This is a genomic window from Bacillus sp. JJ664, from assembly GCF_036962205.1.
GTDB lineage: Bacteria > Bacillota > Bacilli > Bacillales > Bacillaceae_G > Gottfriedia.
This window is the reverse complement of the sequence record NZ_JBALMS010000061.1, coordinates 1-25,191: the sequence shown is the minus strand read 5'-3', so window position 1 is coordinate 25,191 and position 25,191 is coordinate 1. Positions and strand designations below refer to the sequence as shown.

At 34.7% G+C, this 25,191-nt stretch carries 25 protein-coding genes and 2 tRNA genes; all 27 read left to right on the top strand.

Annotation, left to right across the window (positions count from 1 at the left end):
- Window positions 1-141 precede the first annotated feature (141 nt).
- The 27 genes from V7056_RS11230 (at window position 142) to lysS (ending at window position 24,855) form a co-directional block, all read left to right on the top strand.
- Entirely contained in the window at window positions 142-1,731 is a 1,590-nt protein-coding gene (locus V7056_RS11230) for a putative polysaccharide biosynthesis protein (protein ID WP_499701951.1), read from the top strand.
- Between the two features lie 18 nt (window positions 1,732-1,749).
- On the top strand, window positions 1,750-3,204 hold the full coding sequence (yabN, locus tag V7056_RS11225) for a bifunctional methyltransferase/pyrophosphohydrolase YabN (protein ID WP_499701949.1): 1,455 nt from the start codon (window positions 1,750-1,752) through the stop codon (window positions 3,202-3,204).
- 23 nt (window positions 3,205-3,227) lie between these two features.
- Window positions 3,228-3,497, top strand: coding sequence for an RNA-binding S4 domain-containing protein (locus V7056_RS11220; RefSeq protein ID WP_088004050.1), 270 nt, complete (start codon window positions 3,228-3,230; stop codon window positions 3,495-3,497).
- A gap of 87 nt (window positions 3,498-3,584) precedes the next feature.
- The gene (yabP, locus tag V7056_RS11215) at window positions 3,585-3,893 is read left to right on the top strand and encodes a sporulation protein YabP (RefSeq protein ID WP_088004052.1); all 309 of its coding nucleotides are present in this window, start codon (window positions 3,585-3,587) and stop codon (window positions 3,891-3,893) included.
- Window positions 3,890-4,501, top strand: a complete 612-nt coding sequence (yabQ, locus tag V7056_RS11210) for a spore cortex biosynthesis protein YabQ (protein ID WP_499701946.1) — start codon at window positions 3,890-3,892, stop codon at window positions 4,499-4,501. The genes yabP and yabQ overlap by 4 nt, the downstream gene beginning before the upstream one ends.
- Window positions 4,502-4,879, top strand: a complete 378-nt coding sequence (locus V7056_RS11205; RefSeq protein WP_499701944.1) for an FtsB family cell division protein — start codon at window positions 4,502-4,504, stop codon at window positions 4,877-4,879.
- Window positions 4,880-4,963: 84 nt separating this feature from the next.
- The gene (locus V7056_RS11200) at window positions 4,964-5,434 is read left to right on the top strand and encodes a S1 domain-containing RNA-binding protein (protein ID WP_088004059.1); all 471 of its coding nucleotides are present in this window, start codon (window positions 4,964-4,966) and stop codon (window positions 5,432-5,434) included.
- Window positions 5,435-5,623: 189 nt separating this feature from the next.
- Window positions 5,624-5,700 (top strand) — tRNA-Met (locus V7056_RS11195).
- A gap of 10 nt (window positions 5,701-5,710) precedes the next feature.
- Window positions 5,711-5,782 (top strand) — tRNA-Glu (locus V7056_RS11190).
- Window positions 5,783-6,187: 405 nt separating this feature from the next.
- The gene (gene spoIIE, locus V7056_RS11185) at window positions 6,188-8,662 is read left to right on the top strand and encodes a stage II sporulation protein E (RefSeq protein ID WP_499701942.1); all 2,475 of its coding nucleotides are present in this window, start codon (window positions 6,188-6,190) and stop codon (window positions 8,660-8,662) included.
- Between the two features lie 78 nt (window positions 8,663-8,740).
- On the top strand, window positions 8,741-9,478 hold the full coding sequence (locus V7056_RS11180) for a VWA domain-containing protein (RefSeq protein WP_499701940.1): 738 nt from the start codon (window positions 8,741-8,743) through the stop codon (window positions 9,476-9,478).
- Window positions 9,441-10,451 (top strand): serine/threonine protein kinase PrkT, encoded by a 1,011-nt coding sequence (prkT, locus tag V7056_RS11175; RefSeq protein ID WP_499701938.1) that lies wholly within the window; start codon window positions 9,441-9,443, stop codon window positions 10,449-10,451. Before V7056_RS11180 ends, prkT begins: the two co-directional genes overlap by 38 nt.
- 72 nt (window positions 10,452-10,523) lie before the next feature.
- The gene (gene tilS, locus V7056_RS11170; RefSeq protein WP_499701936.1) at window positions 10,524-11,912 is read left to right on the top strand and encodes a tRNA lysidine(34) synthetase TilS; all 1,389 of its coding nucleotides are present in this window, start codon (window positions 10,524-10,526) and stop codon (window positions 11,910-11,912) included.
- Window positions 11,913-11,921: 9 nt separating this feature from the next.
- The gene (gene hpt / locus V7056_RS11165; protein ID WP_499701934.1) at window positions 11,922-12,461 is read left to right on the top strand and encodes a hypoxanthine phosphoribosyltransferase; all 540 of its coding nucleotides are present in this window, start codon (window positions 11,922-11,924) and stop codon (window positions 12,459-12,461) included.
- 80 nt (window positions 12,462-12,541) lie between these two features.
- Window positions 12,542-14,464, top strand: coding sequence for an ATP-dependent zinc metalloprotease FtsH (gene ftsH / locus V7056_RS11160; RefSeq protein ID WP_499701932.1), 1,923 nt, complete (start codon window positions 12,542-12,544; stop codon window positions 14,462-14,464).
- Window positions 14,465-14,637: 173 nt separating this feature from the next.
- Window positions 14,638-15,402, top strand: a complete 765-nt coding sequence (locus V7056_RS11155; RefSeq protein WP_464961728.1) for a type III pantothenate kinase — start codon at window positions 14,638-14,640, stop codon at window positions 15,400-15,402.
- A 13-nt stretch (window positions 15,403-15,415) separates the two neighbouring features.
- The gene (gene hslO, locus V7056_RS11150) at window positions 15,416-16,291 is read left to right on the top strand and encodes an Hsp33 family molecular chaperone HslO (protein WP_499701930.1); all 876 of its coding nucleotides are present in this window, start codon (window positions 15,416-15,418) and stop codon (window positions 16,289-16,291) included.
- 155 nt (window positions 16,292-16,446) lie between these two features.
- Window positions 16,447-17,367 carry a cysteine synthase A gene (gene cysK / locus V7056_RS11145; protein WP_499701928.1) on the top strand — a complete coding sequence of 307 codons (921 nt, stop codon included), beginning with the start codon at window positions 16,447-16,449 and terminating at the stop codon, window positions 17,365-17,367.
- Between the two features lie 129 nt (window positions 17,368-17,496).
- Window positions 17,497-18,912 (top strand): aminodeoxychorismate synthase, component I, encoded by a 1,416-nt coding sequence (pabB, locus tag V7056_RS11140; protein WP_499701926.1) that lies wholly within the window; start codon window positions 17,497-17,499, stop codon window positions 18,910-18,912.
- Entirely contained in the window at window positions 18,909-19,496 is a 588-nt protein-coding gene (gene pabA, locus V7056_RS11135) for an aminodeoxychorismate/anthranilate synthase component II (RefSeq protein WP_499701924.1), read from the top strand. Before pabB ends, pabA begins: the two co-directional genes overlap by 4 nt.
- Complete coding sequence (pabC, locus tag V7056_RS11130; RefSeq protein WP_499701922.1) at window positions 19,493-20,359, top strand: aminodeoxychorismate lyase; 867 nt, start codon at window positions 19,493-19,495, stop codon at window positions 20,357-20,359. The genes pabA and pabC overlap by 4 nt, the downstream gene beginning before the upstream one ends.
- A 2-nt stretch (window positions 20,360-20,361) precedes the next feature.
- The gene (gene folP / locus V7056_RS11125) at window positions 20,362-21,198 is read left to right on the top strand and encodes a dihydropteroate synthase (RefSeq protein ID WP_499701920.1); all 837 of its coding nucleotides are present in this window, start codon (window positions 20,362-20,364) and stop codon (window positions 21,196-21,198) included.
- Window positions 21,198-21,563: a dihydroneopterin aldolase gene (folB, locus tag V7056_RS11120; protein ID WP_088004091.1), complete on the top strand. Its 366-nt coding sequence runs from the start codon at window positions 21,198-21,200 to the stop codon at window positions 21,561-21,563. Before folP ends, folB begins: the two co-directional genes overlap by 1 nt.
- Window positions 21,556-22,053: a 2-amino-4-hydroxy-6-hydroxymethyldihydropteridine diphosphokinase gene (gene folK, locus V7056_RS11115; RefSeq protein ID WP_499701918.1), complete on the top strand. Its 498-nt coding sequence runs from the start codon at window positions 21,556-21,558 to the stop codon at window positions 22,051-22,053. The genes folB and folK overlap by 8 nt, the downstream gene beginning before the upstream one ends.
- Window positions 22,005-22,205 carry a helix-turn-helix domain-containing protein gene (locus tag V7056_RS11110; RefSeq protein WP_088004095.1) on the top strand — a complete coding sequence of 67 codons (201 nt, stop codon included), beginning with the start codon at window positions 22,005-22,007 and terminating at the stop codon, window positions 22,203-22,205. Before folK ends, V7056_RS11110 begins: the two co-directional genes overlap by 49 nt.
- A gap of 37 nt (window positions 22,206-22,242) precedes the next feature.
- Window positions 22,243-23,241 carry a tRNA dihydrouridine synthase DusB gene (gene dusB / locus V7056_RS11105; RefSeq protein ID WP_499701916.1) on the top strand — a complete coding sequence of 333 codons (999 nt, stop codon included), beginning with the start codon at window positions 22,243-22,245 and terminating at the stop codon, window positions 23,239-23,241.
- Window positions 23,242-23,373: 132 nt separating this feature from the next.
- On the top strand, window positions 23,374-24,855 hold the full coding sequence (gene lysS / locus V7056_RS11100) for a lysine--tRNA ligase (protein WP_499701914.1): 1,482 nt from the start codon (window positions 23,374-23,376) through the stop codon (window positions 24,853-24,855).
- Window positions 24,856-25,191: the final 336 nt, after the last annotated feature.

Sequence of the window (25,191 nt, the reverse complement as noted above, 5' to 3'; positions counted from 1 at the left end):
AACTGGAAAAAACAAAAAAGTAAACCATTCTTTTGCCAGATTTGGCGCAAGAATGGTTTTTCTTTTGGCAACTCTTTACATAAACCCCAATAATGTAATACATTAAAGGGTGAACCATCTATCAAAGGAGTTGTTATCCTTTTGCAAAAAGCTAAGCAGAAAGCAGCCTTACAAGGAGCTTTATTTATTACAATTGCATCTTTATTATCAAAGGTATTAAGTGCATTTTATAAAATTCCATATCAAAATATTGCTGGTGATTTAGGTTACTATATTTACCAACAGGTGTATCCTGTTTATGCAATTGCTTTAGCTTTTTCCACATATGGTTTTCCTTTAGTTTTATCATCTTATGTAGCTGAACGATTAGCAAAAAAAGATGAAAAGGGTGCCAAAGAGCTAGTGTATGCGACTTTTATGATGCTTTTATTGATTGGTACCTTGTGTTTTTTGACTCTATACATAGGGAGTAATAGCATAGCGCAGTTTATGCGTGACGAACATCTTGCTATGCTGATTCGAGTTGTCAGCGTTGGATTCTTATTTGTCCCAATTACATCGGCCTTCCGAGGCTACTATCAGGGTTTAGGAGATATGGGGCCAACTTCTATCAGTCAAGTAATTGAACAATTAATTCGTGTAATAACGATTTTAGTACTATCAATTTATTTAATGCAAACTACAGATAATCTTTATGTTGTAGGAGCGGGCGCAGTTTCGGGTTCAATATTGGGAAGCATCGCTGCAATATTATACTTCTTTTACTGGGTTTCTTTTAAAGGTTCCGGTTTAACGATTCCATCTTTCAGTTTAGTAAAGAAATATCGTTTTGAACTGAAAACAATCTTATATCAAGGAATCCTACTTAGCTTAAGTAGCTTAGTACTCGTATTTATACAATTTATCGATTCAATCTCCTTTTATCCACTTTTAGTGCAATATGGATATCATGTGGAAGGAGCTAAGTTAGTTAAAGGTATTTATGATCGAGGATTTCCGTTAATTCAACTTGGAGCCGTAATTGCTTCGTCATTTTCGTTAGCTTTAATACCGTATTTATCAAGGGAGTTAGTTAGAAAAGAACATTCTTCAATTAATAACCGAATTTCAGCGGCAATTAGAGTAAGTATTGTAGTTGGAGCCGCTGCAACTGTTGGGCTAGTTTCCATCATTCATCCGACAAATATTATGCTTTATCGAAATGATTTAGGTACAGATGTACTGTCGATTTTATGTGTTTCCATCTTTTTTGCAGGTATCTCAATTACAACTTCATCTATAGCACAAGGTCTTGGGAAAAGTTTGATTCCGGCATTAAATGTATTCGCAGGTGGATGTGTAAAATTCATTGGAAATGTTATTTTAATGGAGCAAATCGGTTCTAAAGGAGCGGCATATTCAACTGTTGTTGCATTAATCATTGTGACAATCTTAAATTTAGCTTATATTTATAAACTCTCAAAAGTAAAATTCTTTGGATTAATGTTTATTTTAAAGCTATTAATTTCCCTGGTGATTATGTATTGCAGTGTTCTTGGATATGAATATATTTATGAGAAGTATTCATTATTTATCAATCCGCTTCGTTTACGTATGTTAGTTGAAGCTTTAACATCGGCAGGCGTTGGAGCTATTGTTTTTACAATCATCTTAATCAAAATAAAACTATTTACTGTTGAAGAGCTGAGCTCGTTAATAAAAAGTAAAAAATTACAAAAATGGCTCTCTTAAAAGAACAGGAGGAGCAAAATGAACAAGATTACAGTTTTAGGCCTAGGTGCAGGTGATTTAAATCAGCTGCCATTAGGGATTTATAAAATACTACAAAAGACTGAAAATCTATTTTTACGAACAAAAGACCATCCTGTTATTCAAGAATTAGAGGCAGAGGGACTTACATATCAGTCTTATGACGCTGTATATGAAAAGCATGATCAATTTGAGGAAGTATATCAAGAAATTGTGAACTCTTTAGTGACAGAATCTAAGGAGAAACAAATTACATATGCAGTGCCAGGGCACCCACTTGTAGCAGAGAAAACAGTTCAATTGTTAATTGAATTAGCTAATCAAGGAAAAGTAGAAATAGATATTAAAGGTGGACAAAGTTTTTTAGATGCGATGTTTACTAGCTTGAAAATTGATCCGATAGAAGGCTTTCAATTCGTTGATGCCACTGATTTAGAGCAAGAATACATAACATTTAGACAGCATTTAATTATTTGCCAGGTTTATGACCAAATGACCGCTTCACATGCGAAATTAAAATTAATGGAGCAATTACCTGATGATTATGAAATAACGATTGTGACTGCAGCAGGTAGTGAATCTGAGCAAATTAGAACAGTGCCTCTATTCGAATTAGATCGTGATACTTCAATCAATAACTTAACGAGTGTGTATGTACCACCAGTAAAGCATGAAGCAGATTTATATCATCAATTTGAAACACTTCGTTCTGTAATTGCAACATTAAGGGGCCCTGAAGGGTGTCCTTGGGATCAAAAGCAGACACATGAATCTTTAAAGAAATATTTATTAGAAGAGGCGTACGAATTACTTGAAGCAATTGATGAGGAGGATGATGATCACATCATAGAAGAGCTTGGGGATGTATTGCTTCAAGTGATGCTACATGCTCAAATTGGAGAAGATGAAGGTTATTTCTCAATCCAAGATGTTATTAAAGGATTAGTAAGGAAGCTAATTTACCGTCATCCACATGTATTTGCAGATGTGAATGTAGAAGATGAAGAAGAAGTGTTAAAAAATTGGCAGGAATTAAAGCAAGCTGAAAAAGGCGACACTGTTACAACGATTTTATCTGGTATACCAAAAGAATTATCGGGTTTACTAAAGGCAGAAAAGCTACAAAGCAAGGCTGCAAAAGTAGGCTTTGATTGGAAAGAGTTACCGCCAGTTGTAGATAAGATCAAAGAAGAGCTAGCCGAGGTACTTGCAGCAATTGAGCTGAATGAGCAGTCAAAAATAGAGTCTGAATTAGGCGACTTACTATTTAGCATCGTTAATTTAGCAAGATTTATTGATGTAAATCCTGAGCAAGCAATTTTAAAAACCAATATGAAATTCACAAAACGTTTTCAGTTTATCGAATCAAAGCTGAATGAAATAAATAAAACATTTTCAGATGTGTCTCTTGAGGAAATGGATGAATTCTGGAATGAAGCAAAAGAGCTAGAGTAACTTGAGAATAAGGAGAGAGAAAAATGAGACTTGATAAATTTTTAAAAGTATCGAGAATTATTAAGCGACGTACACTTGCAAAAGAAGTAGCTGATCAAGGAAGAATTACAATAAATGGTACGGTTGCAAAAGCTTCTACAGAAGTAAAAGTTGGCGATGAGTTGAAGATTCGCTTTGGACAAAAAATTGTTACGGCAAAAATTAATTTATTAAAAGAAACAGTCCGCAAAGAAGAAGCTGATGCGATGTATTCAATTATCAGTGAAGAAAAACTAACTGATAGCTTGTTCTAAAATAGTTGTCCCTTCATATACTTGTACAAATAAAGCTGTATTGAATTTACATTCATACAAGTATGTTTACGTATATGGAGGGACGTTATGAATAATAATCCGTATGAGTTGAATGCGAAAAATACAAACCAGTTAATTGAACAGGATTTATCGTTAAAGAGTAGAAGATATTTAGAAATTACTGGTGTAAAACAAGTAGAAAGCTTCGATAGCGAAGAGTTTTTACTAGAAACAACCTTAGGTTTTCTGCATATTAAAGGCCATAACCTACAAATGAAAAACCTCGATGTAGAAAAAGGGCACGTGGCAATAAAAGGAAAAATAAACGAATTATGTTATATCGATGAATATAACTCGGGGAAAGCTAAAGGAATCTTTAGCAAGCTATTTAAATGAGCTTAAACGTTCAGTTTTACTCTATGGTGGCGATGGTCGGTATGGGTGCTTACCTTGGTATGGCGCTAGATACATACCATCGTTTTTTATATCGAGGTAGAAGTAATAAATATCTTGTTTTTGGTACGGATATTTTGTTTTGGATCTTTCAGTCATTACTAGTTTTTTATGCGTTGTATCTGGTGAACGAGGGAGCATTGCGTTTTTATCTACTTTTAGCATTATTATGTGGATTTGCTGCTTATCAAAGTTTACTAAAATCGATTTATAAAAAAATTCTAGAGTTTACGATCCAACTTGTGATTAGATTGTACCGTATAATCGTGAAGATTATTAATGCATTGATTGTCATACCAATTAAGTGGCTGATTCAGCTTGTGATTGTCATTCTTTTATTTATTTATGGTATCCTTATTCGACTAATCCATTTACTTTACAACGTTGTCCTATCAATTTTAATGTTTTTCGTCAGAGTATGTTGGTTTTTTGTGCCAAAACAAGTCAAAAACTATTTAGGGCGATTTAAAGGGATTTTAGAAAAATCAAAGAATATCTTCCTTACTACTATTAAAAAAGCAAAGAACCTTTTAGATAGGAGGAAGAAATAAGTGGAGCATGCTAGGAAGTTGGATGTAACTAGACAAGATTATGTTAAACAGAAAATTGTTTTAGTTGAGGAGCAATTCGATATTCCTAATAAAAGGAGTATAAAGAAGTTTTTCATGCGTGTTTCATGTTTCTTTATGTTTGCTATACCTATATGTTTATTATTACAATCGCATTTTGAATCACAACAGCTGCTTTATTCTTCAAAAATGAATCAGTTACAACAAGCTTCGGTAGAGTTAAAAGATACAAAAAGTGAGATCGAGGACTCTAATCATTTAATCAACCAATTGAGTGATGATGAGTTTATTATTGAAATGGCTCGAAAAAATTTATTTTTTTCAAAAGAGGGAGAAATCATCTTTCCCAATATTAAGTAATTATCGTTTCATTGACACTTGATTTTATTATTTTATATAATATAGTAAATCCAGTTAAACAACTTAAGGAGGAGCATTTTTTTTATGTCAATTGAGGTAGGCAGCAAAGTAAGTGGGAAAGTTACAGGAATAACAAATTTTGGTGCTTTCGTAGAGTTACCAGAAGGAGTAACTGGACTTGTTCACATTAGTGAAGTAGCTGACAACTATGTTAAAGATATTAATGAACATTTAAAAGTTGGCGATGAAGTCGAAGTAAAAGTTATCAATGTTGAAAAGGACGGCAAAATTGGACTTTCAATTAAAAAAGCAAAAGAACGTCCACCAGTAAAAGAGGGAGAGCGTGAGCAAAGACCTCGCACAAGTAGACCTGCATATGGTGGCGGTGGCGGTGGAAACCGTGGTAAAAACCAAAATCGTTCAGATCAACGTCCAGTTAAAGAAACATTTGATCAAAAAATGAGTAAATTTTTAAAAGACAGTGAAGATCGCCTAGCTTCTTTAAAACGCAACACAGAATCTAAGCGCGGTGGTCGTGGAGCTCGTCGAGGTTAATTTGCTACCTTGTCAGGACATAAATGATTATATAGAACACGCACTCAGTCATTGAGTGCGTTTTTTGTATGTAAGGAGTCGGTTGACATAAGGGATGAATTGAAAGTTAAAAAACATGTAATCTATGAAAAAATATATTGACGGGTATATTTACCCATGCTATTATAAATCTTGTCGTTTAAATAATATGGCGGTGTAGCTCAGCTGGCTAGAGCGTACGGTTCATACCCGTGAGGTCGTGGGTTCGACTCCCTCCGCCGCTACCATATATTTTACGGCCCGTTGGTCAAGCGGTTAAGACACCGCCCTTTCACGGCGGTAACACGGGTTCGAATCCCGTACGGGTCATATCTTCTAGAAAAAAACGTCTAGTCTCTAATAGGGGCTAGACGTTTTTTTATTATTTATTAAGTGTAACTCGCTGTGTTGGAAAATCACTCTAGTAATGGATTAAGTGATTTGAGCTGCCAGTGAAATTTATTTAGTCATTCACATCACCAGATATTCACATCCATATATCCTTATATTTTAATTCCTATTCTATTTTTTTATAGACATATTATTTATGAAATGCGCTTCTTTTACTTGATTAGAGTAATTCTGATGCTAAGTTTTCTCATAATTTGTAAAACAGTTGTAGGTTAAAGCTTTTTCCGTCGAAGGAAACTTTTATTATCCTTTGTCATTTTGACATATTCTTGCAATGGGACAAGTTAAAATATGGACATAAACTAAATCGGATGGGGTGGGAATATGTCTAAATTACAAAGAGGATCTTCTAATACTTCGCCAAGCTTGATCCCTATGAACGGATTTCAATCTATTTTTCGGCAGTCCTCTAAGTCGATAAAGCCTAAGTTAGAAAAAGCACTTTTTGATTGGGGACTATTAATCTTTATAACTGGTTTTCTATTAGGACGTGCGTTAATCTTATCAAATATTCTCCCTTTTGTTTTACCGTTTTTTGCCTCTGTATATATGATGAAACGCGAGCGCACAGGTGTAGCCTTTATCGCATTAATGGCAGGAGCAGCAACTGTCTCGCTTGAAACAGCTAGCTATGCGTTTTCTACAGTCATCTTATTCTTTATCCTCAATATTTTCTTTTCAAGAATTAAACGTCATTATGTGGGACTTGTCCCATTTCAAGTATTTTTATCAGTATTTCTAAGTCACTTACTAATTTCATATGCTTTTCAGCAAGAAGTATTGATGTATGATGTCTTAATGGCATCAGTTGAAGCTGGACTAAGCTTTATCTTAACGATGATATTTTTCCAAAGTGTACCTTTACTTGCCATACCAAAAAGAAAACAACTTTTAGGTGTTGAGGAAATTGTATGTCTGGTAATTTTATTGGCTTCAGTTGTGACGGGGACAACTGACTGGTATATTCAAGACCTTTCGATTCAACATATCGTTACAAGATATATCGTTTTGGTTTTTGCGTTTGTTGCAGGTGGAACAGTTGGATGTACTGTTGGTGTTGTAACTGGATTAATTTTAAGCCTTGCAAGTGTTTCAAGTTTATATCAAATGAGCTTGTTAGCATTTTCTGGATTATTAGGAGGATTGTTAAAAGAAGGCAAACGTCTAGGCGCAGCAGCGGGACTACTAATTGGTACTTGCTTAATTAGTTTCTATGCTGAAAAGCAATCAGATATCATCTTTTCAATCATAGAATCAGTTATAGCGATTTTGTTGTTTATTTTAACGCCTACAATTTTGTTAAAACAATTAGCGAAGTTAGTGCCAGGTACAGAAGAACATTCTACAGATCAACAACAATATCTTCGAAAGATACGTGATTTAACTGCTAATCGTATCAACCAGTTTTCGAATGTATTCGAGGCATTATCAGCAAGTTTTTCTCAACCAAGTCAATTTTCCAAAATTGAAGATGAATTAACGGATGAAGAGTTGTTTGTATGCAGCATTTCAAATAAATGTTGTAATAGTTGTTTAAAGAAAGACCATTGTTGGTCAAATAATGGTGATCGAACATATCAATACATGGCAAATATGATGGATCTTGTTGAAAATGACAAGCTCATTAAAAATGGTCAATTTATGAGGGAGTGGGAAAAGTATTGTCAGCGTTCATCAAAGATGGCAGACTTGATGAAGCAAGAAGTGTTTTATTTCCGAGCTAATCAACGACTAAAAAAGCAAGTCCAAGAAAGTAGAAGATTAGTAGCAGAACAATTAAAAGGCGTTTCAAAAGTAATGGTTGATTTTGCACAAGAAATTCAACGTGAAAAAGAGAACCATCAGTTGCAAGAGGATCAAATTCTTCAAGCATTACTAAACTTTGGAATCGACGTAAGCCAAGTTGAAATTTACAATTTAGAGCAAGGGAATATAGATATTGATATTCTTATACCTTTTGAGAATGAGTATGGTGAATGTCAAAAATTAATTGCGCCAATTTTATCAGATATTTTAAAAGAGACGATTGTCGTGTTAAAAGAAGAATCGGCTGCGATTCCGAATAGTGGACATTACTTAGTTACATTTGGATCTGACAAAGCCTATGTCATTGAAACGGGAGTAGCTACTGCTGCAAAAGGTGGAGGATTCATTTCCGGAGATGCTTTTAAAATCATGGATGTAGGAGCAGGAAAACATGCGATTGCAATCAGTGATGGAATGGGTAATGGCGAACGTGCTCATATTGAAAGCAATGAAACGTTAAAGCTATTACAAAAAATATTAAACTCTGGCATTGAAGAAACTGTTGCGATTAAATCAATTAACTCAATATTATCCTTACGTACAACCGAGGAGGTATTTGCTACATTAGATTTAGCGATGGTCGATTTACATGATGCATCAGCAAAATTCTTAAAAATTGGCTCATCACCGAGCTTCGTTAAGCGAGGTACACAAGTTATCAAAATAGAAGGAAGTAATCTTCCAATTGGAATTATCGATGACTTTGATGTAGAAGTTGTTAGCGAGCAATTAAAAGCTGGTGATTTATTAATCATGATGAGCGATGGGATTTTTGAAGGACCTAGACATGTAGAAAACTATGAAATGTGGATGAAACGCAAAGTAAGCGAATTAGAAACGGATGATCCTCAGGCAGTAGCTGAGTTATTACTAGAGGAGGTTATTCGATCAAATACTGGCGATATTAATGATGATATGACTGTAGTAGTTGCAGTTGTTAAACGAAATATGCCAAAGTGGTCGTCTATTGCATCATATAGTGCAATGGCATAGTAAATAAAATTAAATAAGGTTTATCCCCTCCCATATTTGGACAAAATGGTAACAACTTTTATGCGGAGGGGATTAAGTATGTATAAGGGAAAGTTAAAACAAATCTTATTAATTACGGATGGCTATTCAAATCACGGAGAAGATCCATTAGCGGTAGCTAGCTTAGCAAAAGAATATGGCATTACAGTAAACGTTATCGGTATTTTAGATGAACAATCTAAAAGTGGGGATGGTTTAAAAGAAATAGAAGATATTGCCATTGCTGGTGGAGGGATAAGTCAAATTGTTTATACTAAGCAACTCTCTCAAACAGTTCAAATGGTTACAAGAAAAGCAATGACGCAGACTATTCAAGGTTTTGTTAATAAGGAATTAAAACAAATATTAGGTTCAAGTAATTCAATTGAATCGCTTCCTCCATCAAAGCGTGAAGAAGTATATGAGGTAGTTGAAGATATTGGAGAAACTGTTAGTTTAGAAGTTATTATTTTAGTAGATACAAGTGCTAGTATGAAAGATAAATTAGAAACTGTAAAAGAATCATTATTTGATCTACAAATTAGCTTAAATTCACGAACTGGTGAGAATGCATTTTCATTATTTATATTTCCAGGGAAACATAATGATGTTGATAAAATACTCGACTGGACGCCTAAGTTGGAAAAGTTAAATACTATTTTTCCGAAGTTAACAATGGGTGGTCTAACACCGACTGGTCCAGCTTTACGAGAAGCTCTAAATTATTTTAATGACCAAAGCTATAGTAGGGGTAAATACGATGGTGATGATGAACAATCAATCGAATGGGCAGATTAATTTAGCGGCAGGAACTCTAATTACTGGTAAATGGAATAAAAATCAATATAAAATTAAGAGTCTATTAGGAAACGGAGCAAATGGTACCGTATATCTGGCTTTATCTAAAAACGGTGAAATTGCACTAAAGTTGAGTAAGGATTCTACAAATATAACGAATGAAGTTAATGTACTTAAAAAAATTACAAGGGTCCAGGGTTCATTCCTCGGGCCTTCTTTTATAGATGTGGATGACTATATAGATCCATATACGAAAGAAAGCTATTATTTTTATGTGATGGAATATGTTAACGGGGTTAGCTTACCTCAATTCATTGAACGAAATGGAATGGAATGGAGTAGCATATTTATTATCCAACTACTATCTTTATTATCGAAACTTCATGATAAGGGATATATTTTTGGAGATTTAAAAACCGACAATTTGCTAGTCACTAAAGAGCCATATAAAATTCAGTGGATTGATTTTGGTGGCGTAACCCAAATGGGACGTGCAGTAAAAGAATTTACGGAGTTTTTCGATCGAGGGTATTGGGGATTAGGCTCTAGGAAAGCAGAGGTCTCCTATGATTTATTTTCTGTATCGATGATTTTTATTCATTTACATTCTAAAAAGCAATTTTTGAAAAATGGACAAGGTATTAAACAAATTGAGCAATTCATTTATCAAACACCATCACTAAAACCTTATAAAGAATTTTTATTAAAGGGATTAGAAGGTAAATATACGAGTGCTGACCAAATGAAGCAGGATTTATTAATGCATGAACAGAAAATCACGAAAAGAAATCATCAAATGAATAAAGTATCTAAAACACCAAATACTCCCAATGTAACTAGATCCGGTCAATCAGCTACTAGGACTCATGTTAAAGTGATGCAAAAGAAAAAAAGAAGCCATTGGTTTGAAACCTCAACAATTGTTTTACTATTAGGTTTAGCTTATGCCTTGTATTTTTATTATCAGCTTTAATCATAGTACTCCAAGTGTAGTAATGATAACATATATATATATAATTTTGCTTTTCATTAGGAGTAGGGATAAATGGTTATAAATCAATTGAAGGATTTTATCAAACAAAATAAAATCCCATCAAAAAGTAGTATTGTCATTGGGGTATCTGGCGGACCAGATTCAATGGCATTGGCTCATGCACTTTTGTCAGTAAGAGAAGAGTATGATTTTTCATTAGTCGTTGCACATGTTGATCATATGTTTAGGGGACAGGAGTCATTAGACGATTTAGAATATGTAAGAAAATGGTGTCTCCTAAACAATGTTGTATTTGAAGGCGAAAGGCTAAATGTTAATCAATTTATAGAAGAAACTGGTTTAAGTTCTCAGCAAGCTGCAAGAGAATGTCGATATCAATTTTTTGATAAAATCATGACGAAATATCATGCAAATTATTTAGCGCTCGGTCATCATGGTGAAGATCAGATTGAAACGATATTGATGAGACTTGTTAGGGGGAGCTCAACAGTAGGTTATGCTGGAATAAGAGAAAGGCGTCCATTTAGTACAGGAGAGATTATACGTCCTTTTCTAGAGCTTAGAAAACACGATTTAATTTCTTATTGTCAAGAACATCAAATAACTCCTCGCCAAGACCCAAGCAACGCTAAAAATGTTTATACGAGAAACCGCTTTAGACATCAAGTACTTCCATTTATTTTTGAGGAGAACCCAATAGCCCATAAACGATTTCAAACGTTTAGCAGACAACTTCTTGAAGATGAGCACTATTTAATGGAATTATCTGTAGAAGCTTTGAATACAGTTATAAAAAATAAACAAAAACAAGCAGTTACTATTGATGTAGAACTGTTATTAAAAATGCCTATATCTTTACAAAGAAGATGTATTCAACTAATATTAGAATATGTTTACCTACATATCCCTAATGGCTTGACTCAAGGTCATATAAATTCAATTCTGACTTTGTTGACGAACGGAAAAACTGCCTGGGAACAGCATTTACCTGAAGGTTTAATCGTCACACGCTCTTATGATGAATGTTCATTTGCGTTCACGGATGTGAATGTGAAATATTATACTATTTCAATTGAAGAGCCAGGTATCTATGAAACGCCAAACGGTTTTACGTTTAAAATTGAATATATAAGCGAATATCATGACACAAAAAATGATATGTTTATTTGCTCAGTTAAGGATGTATCTTTTCCGCTCATCGTTCGAAATAGAAAGAATGGTGACCGAATGTCATTAAAGGGTATGAATGGGTCAAAAAAGATAAAAGATATATTTATTGATGAAAAAATGAAACTATCATTACGCAATGAATGGCCGATTGTTACCGATAGTCAAGATCAGATACTTTGGATTCCATTCGTAAAAAGATCTGCTTTTGAAAGAAATTTTTCGGTTGATGAACCACTTATTGCAATACAGGTCGTTTCAAAGAGTTTCTAGGAGGAAAAAATGAAACAAGACATTCAACAAGTATTAGTTAGTGAAGAGGCAATTCAAGAAAAAGTGAAAGAATTAGGTAAAGTCCTAACAGAAGAATACAAAGAACGCTTTCCACTTGTAGTGGGTGTTCTAAAAGGTGCTCTTCCTTTCATGTCTGATTTAATTAAACATATCGATACATATATTGAAATCGATTTTATGGACGTTTCAAGTTATGGACATAGCACAGTTTCTTCTGGTGAGGTAAAAATCGTCAAAGATTTAAACACTTCTGTCGAAGGAAGAGACGTCATTATTCTAGAAGATATTATTGATAGTGGTCTTACATTAAACTATTTAGTTGAATTATTTAAACACCGTAAAGCTAATACAGTAAAGATTGTAACTTTATTAGATAAGCCAAGCGGTCGTAAAGCAAACATTGAAGCAGATCTTGTAGGTTTTGAAGTGCCTGATGCTTTTGTAGTTGGATATGGTTTAGATTATATCGAGCGTTATCGAAATCTGCCGTATGTTGGTGTTTTAAAGCCTGAAGTTTATACGAAATAAGTCAAGTTTTATTCGTTTGTTTACATAGTATAACTATGCTACTATATAAGGTAATCAAATCGAAAGAGAGGAGGTTTGGAATGAATCGAATTTTCCGTAATACAGTCTTTTACATATTAATCTTCTTAGTTGTGATCGGCGTTGTTACATATTTCAATGGGTCCGAATCTCAAGTAAAGAAAGTAAGTTACGATAAATTTTATAATTCGTTACAACAAGGTGAAGTTGAGTCATTATCATCTCAACCAAAAAATGGAGTATACATAGTAAGAGGTCAGTTTGAAGGTGCGAAAAAAGGAGAACTATTCCAAACACAAGTACCAATCAGTGACGAAACAACTAAGATAATTAACGAGGCAATCAAAGATAATAAATTAAGAGGAAAAGTAGAGTTAAACCAAGCTGAAACAACAAGTGCTTGGGTTCAAATACTTACTTCGCTAATTCCATTTGTGATTATTTTCATTTTGTTCTTCTTCTTGATGAATCAAGCTCAAGGTGGCGGAAGCCGTGTAATGAACTTTGGGAAGAGCAAAGCACGTCTTTATAATGATGAAAAGAAAAAAGTGCGTTTTAAAGATGTTGCAGGTGCAGATGAAGAGAAACAAGAGCTTGTCGAAGTTGTTGAATTCTTAAAAGATCCACGTAAATTCTCTGAACTTGGTGCAAGAATTCCAAAAGGGGTACTATTAGTAGGACCTCCGGGTACTGGTAAAACATTATTAGCGAGAGCTGTAGCTGGAGAAGCTGGCGTGCCATTCTTCTCAATCAGTGGTTCTGATTTCGTTGAAATGTTTGTTGGGGTAGGTGCTTCTCGAGTTCGTGATTTATTTGAAAATGCGAAGAAAAATGCGCCATGTATCATTTTCATTGATGAGATTGATGCAGTAGGTCGTCAACGTGGTGCTGGTTTAGGTGGAGGTCACGATGAGCGTGAACAAACACTTAACCAATTACTTGTAGAAATGGATGGTTTCGGTGCAAACGAAGGAATCATTATCATTGCTGCAACAAACCGTGCCGATGTATTAGACCCAGCATTATTACGTCCGGGTCGTTTTGACAGACAAATTACAGTTGATCGTCCAGATGTAGTGGGTCGTGAAGCAGTATTGAAGGTTCATTCAAGAAATAAACCATTAGATTCTGAGGTAGATTTAAAAGCAATCGCGCAAAGAACTCCTGGGTTTTCTGGTGCTGACTTAGAAAACTTATTAAACGAAGCGGCTTTAGTGGCTGCTCGTCGTGATAAAAAGAAAATTGATATGCTTGATATTGACGAAGCTACTGACCGAGTAATCGCTGGTCCTGCTAAGAAAAATAAAGTTATATCTGCAAAAGAACGTAAAATTGTTGCCTTCCACGAAGCTGGTCATACAGTAATCGGCCAAGTGCTTGATGAAGCTGAAATGGTACACAAAGTAACAATCGTACCTCGTGGTCAAGCTGGTGGTTACGCAGTTATGTTACCAAAAGAAGATCGTTACTTTATGACGAAGCCAGAATTACTAGATAAAATTACAGGTCTACTTGGTGGACGTGTAGCTGAAGAAGTAGTATTTGGTGAAGTAAGTACAGGAGCTCATAATGACTTCCAACGTGCAACTGGTATCGCTCGTCGTATGGTTACTGAATTTGGTATGAGTGATAAATTAGGTCCACTTCAGTTCGGTCAATCTCAAGGTGGTAATGTATTCCTTGGAAGAGACTTTAATAATGAGCAAAATTACAGTGATAAGATTGCTTATGAAATTGATGTGGAAATTCAAACAATTATTAAAGATTGTTACAAAAACGCGACTGAAATTATCAAGAAACACCGCGATAAATTAGATTTACTTGCTAACACTTTATTAGAAGTAGAAACGTTAGATGCTAAAGGAATTAAGAGTCTTTGGGAACAAGGTACACTTCCTACATCTACAGCTGCTGCTGACGAGGTTAAAGTTAACATTGCTCCTAAAAAGGACGATGAGCCAACTGAACCAAAAATTACAGAATAAAAATAGAGAGTGTCTATCCAGACACTCTTTCTTTTTTTGTTCTCAAAGCATCTATTTTTAATCTGATCATAACTTGTGTTATCATATTTTTTATAGTGATAAAAATGAAGTATGAAACGAAAAATATAAAAAAATATCGGTTTTATTTCTGAAATGGAGAGTCGGTGGATATTATGTTATTTGTAATAGATGTTGGAAATACAAATACTGTTCTTGGTGTTTATCAAGAAGATGAATTAATACATCATTGGAGAATCGAAACAAATCGATATAAAACAGAAGATGAATATGGCATGGTGATTGGTTCATTATTACAATATGCAGGGATACAATTTGATGAATTTCACGCTGTGATTATCTCATCAGTTGTACCACCTATCATGTTTTCGTTAGAAAGAATGGCAACGAAATATTTTAAACAAAAACCATTAATTGTCGGTCCTGGAATTAAGACAGGCTTAAACATTAAATATGATAATCCGAAAGAAGTCGGTGCGGACCGTATTGTAAATGCTGTAGCTGGAATTGCGCAATATGGTAGTCCTCTAATTATTGTAGATTTTGGTACAGCTACTACATATTGTTATATTGATGAAAATAAAAATTATATTGGTGGAGCAATTGCACCAGGAATTAATATTTCCACAGAAGCACTTTATACAAAAGCATCTAAGTTACCACGTATTGAATTAACTAGACCTTCAAATATTGTTGGTCGTACAACAGTTGAGGCGATGCAGGTTGGTATCCTTTATGGTTATGTTGGTCAAGTTGAAGGTATAGTGAAACGAATGAAAGAACAAGCAAAGGTAGAACCTACTGTAATAGCAACTGGTGGTCTTGCTTCTCTAATATCTAAAGAATCGGATATTATTGATGTAATGGATCCATATTTAACATTAAAAGGACTACATTTAATTTATAAACGAAATTCATAAAAAGGAGTTCATCATGAAGGATTATTTAGTAAAAGCATTAGCTTTTAATGGTGAGGTACGTGCATATAGTGTTAGATCAACAAACATCGTAAGGGAAGCACAAGAACGTCATGATACATGGTCAAATGCATCTGCAGCTTTAGGTCGTACGTTAACTGCTGGAGCTATGATGGGTGCGATGCTTAAAGGTGAGGAAAAACTAACGCTTAAAATTGAAGGTAACGGTCCACTTGGACATATTTTAGTTGATAGTAATGCAAAAGGTGAGGTTCGTGGCTATGTTGCAAATCCACATGTGCAAACTGAACTAAATCAATTTGGAAAAATTGACGTTGCAAAAGCAGTTGGTACAGTAGGTACAGTTTCTGTAGTAAAGGATATTGGTATGAAAGAGCCATTTACTGGTCAAGTACCAATTGTATCTGGTGAGCTAGGAGAAGATTTCACTTATTATTTTGCAGTATCAGAACAAACTCCGTCATCTGTAGGTGTAGGTGTTCTAGTAAACCCTGATCACACGATTTTGGCTAGTGGAGGATTTATTATTCAAATCTTACCTGGTGCAAACGACGAGTGTATTACAAAAATTGAAAACCGCCTAAAATCAATTAAACCAGTTTCTAAATTAATTGAAGAAGGACTTACTCCAGAAGAACTTCTATATGAAGTATTAGGTAAAGAAGAAGTACGAATCTTAGAAACAATGGATGTAAATTTCCAATGCCAATGTTCTAGAGAAAGAATAGAAGGGGCATTAGTTAGTATCGGTAAAAAGGAATTACAACTTATTTTAGAAGAAGATGGTGAGGCAGAAGTTAAATGTCATTTCTGTAACGAAGCTTACCATTACTCAGAAGAACAACTAAAAGAGTTAATCAACCAAATGTAAGCACAAAATTTAGGAATTTGTCAGATATACAATTCATAATTTGTTATGTAGACATACAAGTTTGTGAATTGTATAAATTGTTTGACAGATTCTTTTCTTTTTATAATAATGTATATTAAACAGGTCAATATACTTGGGATTAGGAGTGAAGGGAAATGAAGGTTGCAAATTCGGTTTATGAATTAATCGGTCAAACTCCAATAGTGAAACTTAACAGATTTGTAGAAGAGGACAGTGCGGAAATTTACTTAAAACTGGAATTTATGAATCCAGGTAGCAGTGTAAAGGATCGCATTGCTTTAGCGATGATTGAGGATTCAGAGAAAAAAGGCTTATTAAAACAAGGCGACACAATTATTGAACCAACTAGTGGTAACACGGGAATTGGACTAGCGATGGTTGCTGCAGCAAAAGGTTATAAAACAATATTAGTAATGCCAGAAACGATGAGTATTGAAAGACGCAATCTTCTACGTGCTTATGGAGCAGAATTAGTATTAACACCTGGTCCAGAAGGTATGGGTGGAGCAATTCGTAAAGCTGATGAGCTTGCAAAAGAACATGGATACTTTGTTCCGCAGCAATTTAAAAATCTATCCAATCCTGAAGTACATCGTTTAACAACGGGTCCTGAGATAGTTGAACAAATGGGTGAGCAATTAGATGCATTTGTTTCAGGTGTTGGTACAGGTGGTACAATTTCTGGAGCAGGAGCAGTATTAAAAGAAGCTTATCCAGGTATAAAAATTGTAGCTGTTGAGCCTGAAGATTCACCTGTTTTATCAGGTGGTAAACCGGGACCACATAAAATTCAAGGAATAGGTGCAGGATTTATTCCAGACATTTTAAATACTGAAATTTATGATGAAGTCATTCAAATTAAAAATGATGTAGCAATGGAGACTGCAAGAAAAGTAGCAAAAGAAGAAGGAATCTTAGTTGGTATTTCTTCTGGAGCAGCTATATATGCGGCACAACAAGTTGCTAAAAAGCTAGGAAAAGGTAAGAAAGTGCTAGCTATTATTCCAAGTAATGGTGAACGTTACTTAAGTACAGCGTTATATCAATTCGAGTAAAATGTAATTTTAAACAATCCCTTTGCATCAATGCAGAGGGATTTTTTGTTATCCAATGAAATGCTTTGATGTATAGTTCCTAATTTTTGTGTAAAATGAAAAAAGGAAGCAATCAGAGGGGGATTTCACATGAAGTATGAAATATTTTCAAAAGTATTAAATTTTAACAAATCTTTCTTCAATCACTTTGTAGAGATGGCCAAAGATAAAAAGAATGCCGTACTACTTGAGAGTGGACGTGATGGAAGATATTCTATTATGGCATCAAATCCCGTTGCAAAAATTTATGGCAAAAATAATAAGTTAACAATAGAAGATCATTTAGGAAAAACTGAAGAGAGCGGAAATCCGATTGATCTGGCGAAAAAATATTTAACGAAATTCACGATCGACAAGCGCGATGATTTACCTCCATTTCAAGGTGGAGCGATTGGGTATTTCACATATGACTGCAATCGTTATATCGAAGACATTCCGAATCTTGCAGAAGATGTTTATAACATACCTGATGTATATTTACTTATATTTCATGAGGTTATCATTTTTGACCACCAAGACCAGTTAATGTATCTAATTGTAATTGAAGAAACTGAAAATAAAGAGATTGCGTTAGAAAAGCTAGAATCACTAGAAGCATTCTTTGTAAAAGAAGTGGAAAAAGTAAACATAGATAGAAAAAGCTCCGAACAACTTCAAAAAACAGTTTATATGTCTGAGGAAACCTTTACTGAGGCTGTAGGGAAGGTAAAGGATTATATTGGTGCTGGTGACGTGTTTCAAGTGAACTTATCGGTTCTTCAATCAGAAACATTGGTAACAGATCCAATTTATATTTACGAACAATTAAGAGAAATCAATCCATCTCCGTATATGTCATTTTTAGAATTTGATGAATTTCAAATTGTAAGTTGTTCACCAGAGCTACTTGTAGCAAAGAGAGGCCAAGAAGTTTGGACAAGACCAATCGCTGGTACAAGGTCTCGTGGTAACACACCAGAGGAAGAAGCTCAATTAATGGAAGAACTACGTTCAAATGAAAAAGAACAGGCTGAACATATTATGTTAGTTGATTTAGAACGTAATGATTTAGGGCGAGTATGTAAATATGGCTCGGTTGAAGTGGATGAATTATTAGTGATCGAGAAATACTCACATGTTATGCATTTAGTTTCTAATGTACGTGGAGAATTAAATGAAGATAAAGATTCATTCGATTTGCTAAAAGCAGTATTTCCCGGGGGAACAATTACAGGTGCGCCTAAAATCCGTACTATGGAGATTATTGAGGAGCTCGAGCCAACAAAACGAGGTATTTATACAGGTTCGGTTGGATGGGTTAGTTTTACAGGTGATATGGAGTTAAATATTACAATCCGTACAATGATTACGAAGGATCAACAAGCATATGTGCAAGCAGGAGCAGGCATCGTAATTGATTCTAATCCTAAGCATGAGTATTTGGAAAGCTTAAAGAAAGCTCAAGCGTTATGGACGGCAAAGAGTGTAAGTGAACAAAAAGCTAAGTTAGGTGGTATACAAGCATGATTTTAATGATTGATAACTACGATTCTTTTACTTACAACCTTGTACAATATTTAGGTGAACTAGGTGAAGAACTGGTTGTAAAAAGAAACGATGAAATCACTTTAGAGGAAATAGAAGCAATGGCCCCTACTTATTTGATGATTTCACCAGGACCATGTACACCAAATGAAGCAGGTATTAGTTTAAAAGCCATAGAATACTTCGCAGGTAAAATGCCTATCTTGGGCGTATGTTTAGGTCACCAGGCGATTGCTCAAGTGTTCGGTGGTGAAGTAATCCGTGCTAAAACACTTATGCATGGTAAGACTTCTTCTATTACTCACGAAGGTATGGGATTATTTAGTGATTTGCCATCTCCGATTGATGTGACGAGGTATCACTCTTTAATTGTTGATGATAAAAGCTTCCCAAATCAATTACAAGTTACCGCTTGGACAAGTGATGGAGAAATAATGGCATTAAAACATAAAACCTTGCCTATTGAAGGCGTTCAATTTCATCCTGAATCAATTATGTCTCAGTTTGGAAAAGAGATGCTTAAGAACTTTTTAGAGTTATATAAACCATCTAGGAGTAAAGTATGAAGATTTATTTCAATGGAGATTACTTGAATGATTTTGAAGTGAAAATTTCTCCATTTGATCATGGCTTTTTATATGGATTAGGTGTGTTTGAGACCTTTAGAATATATGATGGACACCCATTCCTATTATTCGATCACCTTAATCGTTTAAGACAGTCATTAAATGAATTAAATATTGAGTGGAACATGTCAAATGAGGAAATACAAGATATATTAATTCGATTAGTTGAGATGAACAATTTAAAGAATGCATATATTCGTTTAAATGTTTCAGCAGGCGATGGAGAGATTGGTCTATATACGGGAATATATCAAAAACCAAATACAATCATATTTGTTAAACCAATGCCCCCTTCAAACATTACCGAAAAGGAAGGGGTCATTCTACATACACCAAGAAATTCTCCTGAAGGTAAAGAAAGATTAAAGTCACATCATTATCTAAATAATATTATTGGGAAGAAAGAAATTGGTAACTCTCCTTGTTTGGAAGGAATTTTTCTAACGAAGGATGGATACATTTCTGAGGGGATCGTTTCAAATATCTTTTTTATAAAAAATGGTAAAATGTATACTCCTCATATCGATACTGGAATATTAAATGGGATTACAAGACAATTCGTAATGCATTGGTCAAATGTTAACGGCATTTTGTGTGAAGAAGGTTTCTTTACTGAAGCAGAGTTGATTGATAGTGATGAGATTTTTATAACAAACTCAATTCAAGAAATGATTCCAATTACGACAATTGATAAACATGGTTATGCCTTACATGAGAACAGTCTTATTTATAAACTTCAAAAAGATTATCGTAACTATACATCACGTTTATTCAGCAGATATGAAATAGAAAGGAGTGAATAATCATGAGAAGAGCGAGAACACCTTTGCTTTGCGGGAATTATTCATTACCGATACAAGATGAAACAATTATTATGGGGATTTTAAATGCCACGCCAGACTCATTTTCCGACGGTGGCAAATATAACGAAGTAGAACTAGCGATTCAACATGCAAAGAAACTAATTGCTGATGGAGCGAAGATTATAGATGTAGGCGGAGAATCTACAAGACCTGGAGCGGCAGTGGTCAATGAAGAAGAAGAGATTAAACGGGTTGTTCCGATTATAAAAGCTCTGTCTAATGAAATAGACGTTCCGATTTCAATAGATACATACAAATCTGAGGTAGCGAAACAAGCGTTAGAAGCTGGTGCAACAATCATTAATGACGTTTGGGGAGCAAAAAAAGATCCTCGTATTGCAGAGGTTGCAGCATCTTACCAAGTTCCAATTTGTTTAATGCATAACCGAACAAATGAAAATTATTACAGTTTAATGAGCGATTTGATATGTGATTTAGTTGAAAGTATCCAGATTGCAAAGCGTGCTGGTGTAAAAGATGAGATGATTATTCTTGATCCGGGCATCGGATTTGCAAAGACAGCTAAACAAAATTTAGAGGTGATGAATCAATTAGAGCAGATTAAATCACTAGATTATCCAGTCTTACTTGGTACTTCGAAAAAAAGATTTATTGGACAAGTCCTTGGAACTGAAGTCGATGAGCGGATGGAAGGGACGGGAGCGACTGTTTGTCTTGGTATAACAAAGGGTTGTGAAATTGTTCGAGTTCATGATGTTCTACCGATTTCTCGAATGGCTAAAATGATGGATGCAATGTTACAGATAGGAGATCAATAATGGATAAAATTTATGTAACAGGGATGAAATTCTATGGGTACCACGGTGTTTATAAAGAAGAGAAGACACTTGGTCAACGATTTAATGTGGATTTAATTGTCGAATTAGATACAAAAAAAGCAGGAAAAACCGATGATTTGGCGTATTCAGTAAGTTACGCAGATTTATTCAAGACATGTGAAGAAGTCGTTCAAGGTAAACCATATGATTTAGTTGAGGCAGTAGCTGAAGAGGTGGCTTCACAAATATTACATACTTATGATCTAATTCAACAATGTACAGTGAAAGTGATTAAACCAGATCCGCCGATACCAGGTCATTATGATTACGTAGCAGTTGAAATAACAAGGGGTCGTCATGAATAATCAATCATACATAAGTTTAGGTACAAATATAGGTGATCGAGTAGGTTTCCTTAAAAGAGCAATACAAGAAATCGGGCAACATGAAAGTATTATAGTTGAACAAGTTTCATCAATCTATGAAACAGATCCAGTAGGTTACGTTGATCAAGATTCATTTCTAAATTTAGTCATGAAAATTTCTACCAATTTAACGCCTTTACAATTGCTTGAAGTAACGCAGAATATAGAACAAAATCTTGGTAGAAAGAGAGAAATACATTGGGGTCCAAGAACAATAGACCTTGACATTTTACTCTATAATCAAGAAAATATAGAAGTTGAGCACCTAAGAATACCTCACCCTAGAATGTTTGAAAGAAGCTTTGTATTAATACCTTTAAAAGAAATTAACCCATCGCTTAAGGTTGAAAATAAATTGTTAGAAGACAAAGGGGTACGATTATGGAAGCAGAAAAATGGGGGAGAAGAATTAGGGCTTTTAGAAAGTTAAAAGGCTATACCCAAGAAGGTTTTGCAAAAAATCTAGGCGTATCCGTTTCAGTTCTAGGAGAAGTAGAACGTGGGAATCGTATGCCATCAGAACAGTTTTTGCATGAATGTGCAAAACAATTAAAAGTAAGTGTAGAGGAACTATCAATATAGATTGTAAGTTTTAAATGCAATGGGAGGAGGATGGGATGTGCTGAAAATTGGTGACATCGAGATGAAAAATCCCGTCGTACTAGCACCAATGGCTGGGGTATGTAACTCGGCTTTTAGATTAACTGTAAAGGAATTTGGCGCAGGATTAGTTTGTGCTGAAATGGTAAGTGATAAAGCGATTCTTCGCAATAACAAAAGAACATTAGATATGCTTTATATGGATGAACGTGAAAAACCATTAAGCTTACAAATATTTGGTGGCGAAAAATCATCGTTAGTAGAAGCTGCTAAGTACGTAGATGAAAATACAAATGCAGATATTATTGATATTAATATGGGTTGTCCTGTACCCAAAATAACAAAAGTCGATGCGGGTGCTAAATGGTTATTAGACCCTAATAAGATTCATGAAATGGTTTATGCAGTAGCTCAAAATGTCAGTAAACCAGTAACTGTTAAAATGCGTCTTGGTTGGGATGATGATCATATATATGTAGTCGAAAATGCAAAAGCTGTTGAAGCTGCTGGCGGAAAAGCTGTTGCAGTTCATGGTCGTACACGCTATCAAATGTATGAAGGTAAATCTGATTGGAGCTGGATTAAAGAAGTTAAAAATCAGGTTTCAATTCCAGTTATCGGAAATGGTGACGTAGAAACGCCTCAAGATGCTAAGCGTATGTTAGATGAAACTGGCTGTGATGGCGTAATGATTGGTCGAGCGGCACTAGGGAATCCGTGGATGATTTATCGTACGGTTAAGTATCTGGAGTCAGGCATTTTAATGCCAGAGCCAGCGCCACGCGAAAAAATTGATGTGTGTCTGTTGCATATGGACCGATTAATCGAATTGAAAAATGAACATGTTGCTGTATTGGAAATGAGAAAACATGCTGCATGGTATTTAAAAGGCATGAAAGGTACTACAACAGTTCGTAACCAAATCAACGAAGTGAATACTCGTGAAGAAATGGTTAATCTATTAACGGCTTATGTTAATGAAGTAGAAGCAAAAATGGAAGCTGTTGAAGCTTTGTAAGTTTGACAGGTTTCCCTTGACAAAATATAATATGATATAGTAAACAAAACTGCCAGTTAGATTCCTGGCAGTTTTTCTATTAAAATCATATTGTATTTATATACTTATTAATAAAAACGTGGAGATGAGAAGATGAGTCACGAAGAATTAAATGACCAAGCCCTGATTCGTAGGGAAAAATTGAAAACTCTTGAAGAAAAAGGAATCGATCCTTTCGGTAAAAAATTTATACGTTCACACTCTTCAAGCGAATTATTAGCACAGTTTGATCAATTTTCTAAAGAAGAATTAGAAGAAAAAGCAATTATTGTTTCATTCGCAGGACGTGTAATGACGAAACGTGGTAAAGGGAAAGCTGGATTTGCACACGTACAAGATTTAAATGGACAAGTTCAAATCTATGTTCGTAAAGATGCTGTGGGTGAAGAGAGCTACGAAATCTTTGATATTACTGACCTAGGCGACATTGTTGGTGTTAGTGGTGAAGTATTTAAAACAAATGTTGGAGAATTATCTATTAAGGTAAAGGAATATACTTTCCTATCAAAAGCATTACTACCACTTCCAGATAAGTTCCATGGTTTACAAGATGTGGAACAACGTTATCGCCAACGATACTTAGATTTAATGAACATGGAAAGTCGTCAAACGTTCATTTCTCGTAGTAAAATCATTCAATCAATGAGACGTTATTTAGATGATCAAGGTTATTTAGAAGTTGAAACGCCTATGTTGCATGCGATTGCAGGTGGAGCTTCAGCTAGACCGTTTATCACACACCATAACGCACTGGATATGGAATTATATATGCGTATCGCTATTGAGTTACACTTAAAACGATTAATCGTAGGCGGACTTGAAAAAGTTTATGAAATCGGTCGTGTATTCCGTAACGAAGGTATTTCAACTCGTCATAATCCAGAGTTTACTATGATTGAATTATATGAAGCGTATGCAGATTATCAAGATATCATGGAACTGACTGAGAACTTAATAGCTCATATTGCTAAAGAAGTTTTAGGTACAACAACGATCCCTTATGGTGAGTATACAGTTAACTTAGAGCCAAAATGGACAAGACTTCATATGGTTGATGCGATTAAAGAAGCTTGTGGAGTAGATTTCTGGCCTGAAATGTCAGTAGAACAAGCAAGAGATTTTGCTAAAGAGCATAATGTAGAGATTAATAACAATATGTCTGTAGGACATATCATTAATGAGTTCTTTGAACAAAAAGTAGAAGAAACATTAATTCAACCTACATTTATTTATGGTCACCCGGTTGAAATTTCACCGTTAGCGAAAAAGAATGCGGATGATCCTCGTTTCACAGATCGTTTTGAATTATTTATTGTAGCTCGTGAGCATGCAAATGCATTCACGGAGCTAAACGATCCAATTGATCAAAAACAACGCTTTGAAGCACAATTGAAAGAACGTGAGCTTGGAAATGATGAAGCGCATATGATGGATGACGATTATATAGAAGCATTAGAACATGGTATGCCACCAACTGGAGGATTAGGTATTGGTATCGACAGACTAGTTATGTTGTTAACTAACTCGCCTTCAATTCGTGACGTATTATTATTCCCGCTTATGAGACATAAATAATCTGAGACATAAATAATTTAGAGCCTGGCTGACTAAACAGCAATTGTTTAGTCAGCTTTTTTAATTCTGTATGTCTATTAAACATCGTTGTTGAGGTTAAACTTAAATTACTTTTTAAAACATATTTTGCATGTTAAATAAAATGTGGATTCTGAATAAAAAGAATTTATATTTAGGTATTGTGTTTATGATTTTTTGGTGTTATATTATTAAACGTTGTCACATTAAAACGGTGTCGATGACAAATAAATAAAATTAAAAAAACGTTGACAACATTTGAAAGAAAATGTTATGATGTTTAAGTCGCTTACGAGCGAAAAAGTGAACTTTGAAAAC

What these genes read in the sequence shown, in the direction of transcription:
- yabN (WP_499701949.1), top strand. Translation starts at nt 1,750, where the DNA reads ATGAACAAGATTACAGTTTTAGGCCTAGGTGCAGGTGATTTAAATCAG.
- V7056_RS11220 (WP_088004050.1), top strand. Translation starts at nt 3,228, where the DNA reads ATGAGACTTGATAAATTTTTAAAAGTATCGAGAATTATTAAGCGACGT.
- yabP (WP_088004052.1), top strand. Translation starts at nt 3,585, where the DNA reads ATGAATAATAATCCGTATGAGTTGAATGCGAAAAATACAAACCAGTTA.
- yabQ (WP_499701946.1), top strand. Translation starts at nt 3,890, where the DNA reads ATGAGCTTAAACGTTCAGTTTTACTCTATGGTGGCGATGGTCGGTATG.
- V7056_RS11200 (WP_088004059.1), top strand. Translation starts at nt 4,964, where the DNA reads ATGTCAATTGAGGTAGGCAGCAAAGTAAGTGGGAAAGTTACAGGAATA.
- spoIIE (WP_499701942.1), top strand. Translation starts at nt 6,188, where the DNA reads ATGTCTAAATTACAAAGAGGATCTTCTAATACTTCGCCAAGCTTGATC.
- V7056_RS11180 (WP_499701940.1), top strand. Translation starts at nt 8,741, where the DNA reads ATGTATAAGGGAAAGTTAAAACAAATCTTATTAATTACGGATGGCTAT.
- prkT (WP_499701938.1), top strand. Translation starts at nt 9,441, where the DNA reads ATGGTGATGATGAACAATCAATCGAATGGGCAGATTAATTTAGCGGCA.
- tilS (WP_499701936.1), top strand. Translation starts at nt 10,524, where the DNA reads ATGGTTATAAATCAATTGAAGGATTTTATCAAACAAAATAAAATCCCA.
- hpt (WP_499701934.1), top strand. Translation starts at nt 11,922, where the DNA reads ATGAAACAAGACATTCAACAAGTATTAGTTAGTGAAGAGGCAATTCAA.
- ftsH (WP_499701932.1), top strand. Translation starts at nt 12,542, where the DNA reads ATGAATCGAATTTTCCGTAATACAGTCTTTTACATATTAATCTTCTTA.
- V7056_RS11155 (WP_464961728.1), top strand. Translation starts at nt 14,638, where the DNA reads ATGTTATTTGTAATAGATGTTGGAAATACAAATACTGTTCTTGGTGTT.
- hslO (WP_499701930.1), top strand. Translation starts at nt 15,416, where the DNA reads ATGAAGGATTATTTAGTAAAAGCATTAGCTTTTAATGGTGAGGTACGT.
- cysK (WP_499701928.1), top strand. Translation starts at nt 16,447, where the DNA reads ATGAAGGTTGCAAATTCGGTTTATGAATTAATCGGTCAAACTCCAATA.
- pabB (WP_499701926.1), top strand. Translation starts at nt 17,497, where the DNA reads ATGAAGTATGAAATATTTTCAAAAGTATTAAATTTTAACAAATCTTTC.
- pabA (WP_499701924.1), top strand. Translation starts at nt 18,909, where the DNA reads ATGATTTTAATGATTGATAACTACGATTCTTTTACTTACAACCTTGTA.
- pabC (WP_499701922.1), top strand. Translation starts at nt 19,493, where the DNA reads ATGAAGATTTATTTCAATGGAGATTACTTGAATGATTTTGAAGTGAAA.
- folP (WP_499701920.1), top strand. Translation starts at nt 20,362, where the DNA reads ATGAGAAGAGCGAGAACACCTTTGCTTTGCGGGAATTATTCATTACCG.
- folB (WP_088004091.1), top strand. Translation starts at nt 21,198, where the DNA reads ATGGATAAAATTTATGTAACAGGGATGAAATTCTATGGGTACCACGGT.
- folK (WP_499701918.1), top strand. Translation starts at nt 21,556, where the DNA reads ATGAATAATCAATCATACATAAGTTTAGGTACAAATATAGGTGATCGA.
- V7056_RS11110 (WP_088004095.1), top strand. Translation starts at nt 22,005, where the DNA reads ATGGAAGCAGAAAAATGGGGGAGAAGAATTAGGGCTTTTAGAAAGTTA.
- lysS (WP_499701914.1), top strand. Translation starts at nt 23,374, where the DNA reads ATGAGTCACGAAGAATTAAATGACCAAGCCCTGATTCGTAGGGAAAAA.